Genomic DNA, 6,763 nt, shown 5'->3' on the forward strand with positions numbered 1-6,763 from the left:
ATATGACAAGAGATATGGATAATAGATATATGATGCGTGGTGTCAGTGCTGCCAAGGAAGATGTTCATAATGCTATTAAGAATATAGATAAAGGTCTTTTCCCGCAGGCTTTCTGCAAAATCATCCCTGATATCTTAGGAAATGATCCAGAATACTGTAATATCATGCATGCTGACGGTGCGGGAACGAAGTCGTCATTAGCCTATATGTATTGGAAAGAAACTGGTGACCTTAGCGTTTGGAAAGGTATTGCACAGGATGCAATTGTCATGAACACAGATGATCTTTTGTGTGTTGGCGCTGTGAATAATATCCTTGTTTCAAGTACAATTGGGCGAAATAAAATGTTGGTTCCCGGCGAGGTTATATCAGCCATAATCAATGGAACAGATGAGTTACTTGCAGAAATGAGGAATATGGGTATCGGCATTTACCCTACCGGTGGAGAGACTGCTGATGTCGGAGATCTTGTCAGAACGATTATTGTTGACTCAACAGTTACTTGTCGCATGAAGCGAAGTGATGTCATAGACAATGCCAATATACGTCCTGGAGATGTAATCGTTGGTCTTAGTTCTACAGGACAGGCTACTTATGAGAAGCAGTATAATGGAGGCATGGGTAGCAATGGATTGACCAGTGCCCGGCATGATGTGTTTGCCAAATATCTGGCAGAACGTTATCCGGAGAGCTATGACCATGCAGTACCGGAAGAATTGGTTTATAGTGGAAAGTACAAGTTTGAAGATGCCGTGGAAGGTAGCCCAATTAATGCAGGAAAGCTTGTGCTCTCTCCTACCCGTACCTATGCGCCTGTTATCAAGAAGCTTTTGGACGAGCTTCGTCCAGAAGTTCACGGAATGGTACATTGCACAGGAGGTGCACAGACAAAGCTTTTACACTTCATTGGTGACAATTGTAAAGCGATAAAAGATAACATGTTCCCTACTCCTCCATTGTTCAAAGCCATTCAGGATTGTTCTGGAACAGATTGGAAAGAAATGTATCAAGTGTTCAATATGGGACATCGAATGGAAATATTCGTGCGTCCGGAGATTGCAGATAAGGTGATAACCATCAGTAAAAGCTTTAATATTGAAGCACAGGTTGTTGGCCATATAGAGGAAGGAAAGCGTAGTCTCACTATTCATTCCGAGTTTGGGACTTTCGAATATTGAATACTCTGCCACAACATTATATACGTGAATTCAGTTTAAGAATCTGTTTGGGTTTTGATGGGGTAAAAAATAAAAAACGGCTTTCCGAGCCCTCGGATGAGCAGAAAACTGGAAAAAACGGCTTTCCGACCCCTCGGATGAACAGAAAACTGGAAAAAACGGCTTTCCGAGGCCTCGGATGAACAGAAAACTGGAAAAAATGGCTTTCCGACCCCTCGGATGAACAAAAAACTGAAAAAAATAGCTTTCCAACCCCTTGGATGAGCAGAAAACTGAAAAAAGCGGCTTTCCAACCCCTTGGAAGCAGAAAGATAGATGTTAAAACCGTATTCACAACATGATATTCATAAGTAAAATTAAAATATATGCCAGAAAATAATAGTATACTTGAAAAGTTAGACGGCCTTGAAAGCCGTTTTGAAGAGGTTAGTACGTTGATTACCGACCCAGATGTAATTGCAGATCAGACACGTTATGTAAAGCTTACCAAGGAATGGAAAGATTTAGGCGATATCATGAACGCCCGAAAACGATACATAGCATGTCTCGATTCTATCCGTGAGGCAAAGGATATACTTGCGAATGAGAGCGATAGCGACATGAAAGATATGGCTCGTGAAGAGTTACAGCAGAATGAAACTCTCCAACCGCAATTGGAAGAAGAGATAAAACTACTCTTAATCCCCAAGGATCCTGAGGATGCAAAGAATGTTCAAATGGAGATACGTGCAGGAACAGGTGGTGATGAAGCAGCTTTATTTGCAGGGGATCTGTTCAACATGTATAAGCGCTTTTGCGATATGAAGGGCTGGACACTCAGTGTCACTGATGTTTCAGAGGGAGCTGTAGGTGGATATAAAGAGATCGATTTTGCTATCAGTGGCACTGATGTATATGGCACCATGAAATATGAAAGTGGCGTCCATCGTGTTCAACGCGTGCCTGTAACAGAGTCAAACGGCCGTATGCAGACCAGTGCAGCTACTGTTGCCGTGTTACCTGAAGCTGATAAATTTGAAGTGAATATCAATGAGGGAGACATCAAGTGGGATACTTTCCGCTCAAGTGGTGCCGGTGGTCAGAACGTTAATAAAGTGGAGTCCGGTGTCCGTTTGCGCTATCCCTGGAAGAATCCTAACACAGGTGAGGTTGAAGAGATATTGATTGAATGTACAGAAACGCGTGATCAACCCAAGAATAAAGAGCGTGCTTTGAGTCGCCTCTATACTTTTATTCATGACCGCGAACATCAGAAGTATGTTGATGATATTGCAAACAGAAGAAAAAGTTTGGTCTCAACAGGTGACCGATCGGCTAAAATCAGAACCTACAACTTCCCACAAGGGCGCGTAACAGACCATAGAATTGGTTATACCACACATGATCTTCAAGGTTTCTTGGGTGGAAATATTCAGGATATGATAGATGCATTGACTGTAGCAGAAAACGCTGAAAAGCTTAAAGAAAATGAACTCTAAACTATCAAACGGAGATGGGCATTAAATATACAAAGAAGAATGAGGATCAAGAGCAGCAGGAACGTACAATTCAGGCTGATGATTTTATGCGGCTCATGATTTCTACTCATCGAAAGGATAAGGTCAAAACAGAGTTGCCAAAAACTGAAAAACAGAAATAACATGAACAGAGAACAACTTATAAAAGAGATTTTCGACAAGAAGTCTTTCCTGTGCGTAGGTTTAGATATCGACCTAAATAAAATACCGAAGCATCTGTTGGATGAAGATGATCCTATTTTCGTTTTCAATAAAGCTATTATTGATGCGACCGCTCCATACTGTGTTTCCTACAAACCTAATCTTGCATTCTATGAATGCTATGGCATAAAAGGAATGATTGCTTTCGAAAAAACAATCAATTACTTGAAGGAACACTATCCTCATCATTTCATAATTGCAGATGCCAAACGTGGTGATATTGGCAATACAAGCCGCATGTATGCCAAGACTTTCTTTGAAGAATATGATCTCGATGCACTGACCGTTGCACCTTACATGGGTGAAGACAGTGTAAAACCTTTCCTTGAATATGAAGGAAAGTGGGTCATTTTATTGGCTTTGACCAGTAATAAAGGCAGTCAGGATTTCCAGCTTTTCACATCCTATAATGGTCAGCGTCTGTTTGAAAGGGTGTTATCAAAGAGTCAGGAATGGGGCAACACGGATAACTTGATGTATGTTGTTGGTGCTACACAAGGTGCAATGTTCCGGGATATTCGAAAGATAGCGCCTGATCACTTCCTTTTAGTTCCTGGTGTTGGAGCACAAGGTGGTAGTCTCCAGGAAGTCTGCAAGTATGGAATGACGGCAGATTGTGGCTTGTTAGTTAATTCTTCTCGTGGCATTATCTATGCCGGCCAACATGAAGATTTCGCAGAGAAAGCCGCAGACAGTGCTAAAGAATTGCAACAGCAAATGGCTATTGAACTCTCGCGCTTGCAGTAGTTATATGACATGATTGCAAAGTTGTCGGCAAGTGTTTATATATTGTTTCAGTCTCTTTCCTTAGCAACCCTGCAATCCTTTTATCATAGATTATTAATCAGCTTACATTGTATTTAAAATTTAAAGTCGACTTCAACATCAATCATGTTATAGTTATGCTTTGACAACGCACGGTCGTTGATGCGGGCATACTCCACATTAATTTGAAGGTTCTTGTGGAAAAGATAATCTGCTCCAACCTCATACTGGGTACGAGCCCTATCCCACTCTGCACTTGGACGGTACAAGTCGTAGCGTGCTTTCACATGTAATTTCTTCTGAATGACAGGTGCTATAACTAATCCATAGAAGCCATCTGCCTTATTCCCCAAGGTAGTATTCACATTGCAATTCGTAAAATTGGGATCCTGTGCGTTCGTATTAGTGATGGATTTAGCAAATGCATATCCCGTTGAATGAACATATTCAGAGCGCAAAGTCCAATCATTAAATTTGTATTCGCCACTGACAGCATAGCGATGTTTAGGCAAAGAACGAACCTTTCCAGTGTGTGTTACACCTGCATCATCCGTCCAATTCCCCTTACGGGCCACTGAACCTTCCCAGCCAAAGACACCTAATCGCAGACCGTCTACGGGCATTACCCAAATGCCACCAATGATATCCTTGCGCTGGTCAACATCTTTTGTATTGATACCTTGGCCGTTAAACACCCCTATTTGGTAGTGTAAAAGGTTGCGCCCCGCTGCATTCTTGAGGAAATCACCTTGGATTTGGAGACCTATATCGCGGCCGTTGCTGGGCTGTTCACCGCTTCTGTCACTGAAACCGGCCAGTTTCGATGTGATTTGTCCCACGCACATAAATCCCTGGTCAATGGGATGAATGGGATTTTCAAACGTGAATGGTCGCTTAAATTGGCCTAACTTCACCTTGAAATAATCATATTTCTGCCACTCCACAAATAGGTCTACAAGACGTGGACTGCTTCCCAATGTCGATGTGTTTCCATTGAATTGGGCCTGAGCCTTCCAATAAAAATCATTTAAGATACGTCCGTCTAAAGACAAACGGAACAATCGCAGATTAAATGAATTGCCTTTGCTTCCCTCTTGATCAGTATATTGATACTGGGTCATTCCATAGCCTGAGAGTTTAATGTTGCTGAACCATTCTTTCTTCTGTGCACTACCTGACAGTGTGACAAGCACGAGCAATGCAACGCATAAGCCTTTTCTCACCATAATTCATGAATTAGAAAATTAATATTTTTGTTATCTTCTTTCCAGCAGAACCACATTTTCAACATGTGGCGTATGAGGGAACATATCAACCGGTTGCACAGCTGTCACCTTGTAATCTGCATCCATCAATTGCAGGTCTCGCGCCTGAGTTGCAGGGTTACAGCTTACATAGACCACACGCTTTGGTGCAGCATTCAGAATAACCTGAACGACATCAGGGTGCATCCCTGCACGTGGAGGATCGGTAATGATGACATCCGGACGCCCATGTTCATGGATAAAGTCGTCTGTAAGGATGTTTTTCATGTCGCCGGCATAAAACAAAGTGTTGTCTATGCCATTGACCTTGCTGTTTTCCTTAGCATCTTCGATAGCCTCCGGCACATATTCTATACCAATTACTTGCTTGGCCTGATGAGCCACAAAGTTAGCAATTGTTCCCGTTCCCGTATATAAATCATAGACTAATTCCTTTCCTGTGAGTGCAGCAAAGGCCCGGGCTACACTGTAAAGATGATAAGCTTGTTCGGTATTTGTCTGATAGAAACTCTTCGGCCCAACCTTGAATTTCAGGTCTTCCATAGTCTCATAGATGAAATCTGTACCCTTGAAAGTCGTCAGTTCCAAGTCACCGAAAGTGTCATTACCCTTTTGATTGTCCACATAAATCAGGCTGGTAATTTGCGGGAAAGCATCTGCAATGTGCTGAAGCAGTGCCATTGCTTTCTCTTCGTCGCCCTCTTCATCATAGTGGAACTGCACCAACAGCATGAATTCCCCTGTGTTTGAATTGCGCATCATTAAGTCGCGCAGCAATCCATGTTGTGCTCTGATATCATAAAATGCAAGGTCTTGTTCCTTTGCATAACGATTTATCTCATTTCTAATCTGGTTATGGAGATCGTCCATCAACCAGCATTTCTCAATAGGATATATCTTATCAAATGCTCCCGTGATATGGAAACCAATGGCACTCTCGTTCAAATTACCCTCTGTTCCCTCCTCACGAGGTGGCATAGCAGCAATTTCGTCCTTGGTATACCAACGTTTATTTGCACAGCCAAACTCTAATTTGTTACGATATTCCTTTGTTTTTACGCTTCCCATAATGGGATTAAACTCTGGAAGTGCTATCTTGCCAATGCGCGTCAGTTGGTCGTAGACTTGCTGTTGCTTGGCTTTCAACTGCTCCTCATAGGGCAGATTTTGCCACTTGCAGCCACCACATATACCGAAATGTGCACACATCGGAGTCTCGCGTACCTTACTGTATTCAATCACTTTTACGACTTTTCCCTCCATAAAACTGTGTTTCTTTCTGGTAATCTGCACATCAACGATGTCACCAGGAACACAGAACGGAACAAAGACTACTTTGTCCTCGTGATGAAAAAGACTTTTCCCTTCAGCTGCAACAGCCTCTATAGTAACGTTTTCTAAAATTGGGTATGGCTTATGTTTCCTTGTCATTATTCTTGTTTGCTTATGTGCAAAATTAATAAATTAATCTCAAAATCCTATAATAAAGGTATATTTTATTTTCCATGATACAGCAAGTTTACATTCAACCCTCCCCTATTTAATGTACACATCAACATTCAAAAAGCAGTTCTTCTCATCTTATCTAAATGGTGATTATCTATATTTTATATTTTACTGATTGTCAGACAGTTATTCCATAAAATAGGAATGACAGAACAAAATGATGCAAATGACGCTGTAACTTGCGTCATATTGCACGCTAAGATAATTCTTAAAATACAACTTGTTGAAAATAAAGAAGTTACCTTGTTAGTAGAACTAAACTGGTAACGATTTAGAAACGAGCGAGTTACTTGGTTTCGCTGTTTTCTGCCTAACAAAGAACGCTTGTTAT

5 protein-coding genes are annotated in these 6,763 nt (G+C 41.5%); 3 read left to right on the forward strand and 2 right to left on the reverse strand.

What is annotated here, in order from left to right; all coding sequences use genetic code 11:
- Positions 1-14: 14 nt before the first annotated feature.
- From HMPREF2983_RS10745 to pyrF, 3 genes are all read left to right on the forward strand, one after another.
- Entirely contained in the window at positions 15-1,178 is a 1,164-nt protein-coding gene (locus tag HMPREF2983_RS10745) for an AIR synthase-related protein (RefSeq protein WP_025879515.1), read from the forward strand.
- Between the two features lie 365 nt (positions 1,179-1,543).
- A complete protein-coding gene (gene prfA / locus HMPREF2983_RS10750; RefSeq protein WP_004376279.1) occupies positions 1,544-2,656 on the forward strand; it encodes a peptide chain release factor 1 in 1,113 nt (370 codons plus the stop codon).
- A 162-nt stretch (positions 2,657-2,818) separates the two neighbouring features.
- The gene (pyrF, locus tag HMPREF2983_RS10755; RefSeq protein ID WP_070668257.1) at positions 2,819-3,643 is read left to right on the forward strand and encodes an orotidine-5'-phosphate decarboxylase; all 825 of its coding nucleotides are present in this window, start codon (positions 2,819-2,821) and stop codon (positions 3,641-3,643) included.
- A 113-nt stretch (positions 3,644-3,756) separates the two neighbouring features.
- On the opposite strand, the gene HMPREF2983_RS10760 is transcribed toward pyrF, so the two are convergent.
- Both HMPREF2983_RS10760 and rlmD read right to left on the reverse strand, forming a co-directional pair.
- On the reverse strand, positions 3,757-4,887 hold the full coding sequence (locus tag HMPREF2983_RS10760; protein WP_070668260.1) for a porin: 1,131 nt from the start codon (positions 4,885-4,887) through the stop codon (positions 3,757-3,759).
- Positions 4,888-4,917: 30 nt separating this feature from the next.
- Entirely contained in the window at positions 4,918-6,357 is a 1,440-nt protein-coding gene (gene rlmD / locus HMPREF2983_RS10765; RefSeq protein ID WP_070668263.1) for a 23S rRNA (uracil(1939)-C(5))-methyltransferase RlmD, read from the reverse strand.
- Between the last annotated feature and the right edge of the window lie 406 nt (positions 6,358-6,763).

Source organism: Prevotella sp. HMSC077E09 (genome assembly GCF_001814685.1).
Lineage (GTDB): Bacteria > Bacteroidota > Bacteroidia > Bacteroidales > Bacteroidaceae > Prevotella > Prevotella oris.

Coding starts and splice junctions, on each gene's coding strand:
- pyrF (WP_070668257.1), top strand. CDS start 2,819: ATGAACAGAGAACAACTTATAAAAGAGATTTTCGACAAGAAGTCTTTC.
- rlmD (WP_070668263.1), bottom strand. CDS start 6,357: ATGACAAGGAAACATAAGCCATACCCAATTTTAGAAAACGTTACTATA.
- prfA (WP_004376279.1), top strand. CDS start 1,544: ATGCCAGAAAATAATAGTATACTTGAAAAGTTAGACGGCCTTGAAAGC.
- HMPREF2983_RS10745 (WP_025879515.1), top strand. CDS start 15: ATGGATAATAGATATATGATGCGTGGTGTCAGTGCTGCCAAGGAAGAT.
- HMPREF2983_RS10760 (WP_070668260.1), bottom strand. CDS start 4,887: ATGGTGAGAAAAGGCTTATGCGTTGCATTGCTCGTGCTTGTCACACTG.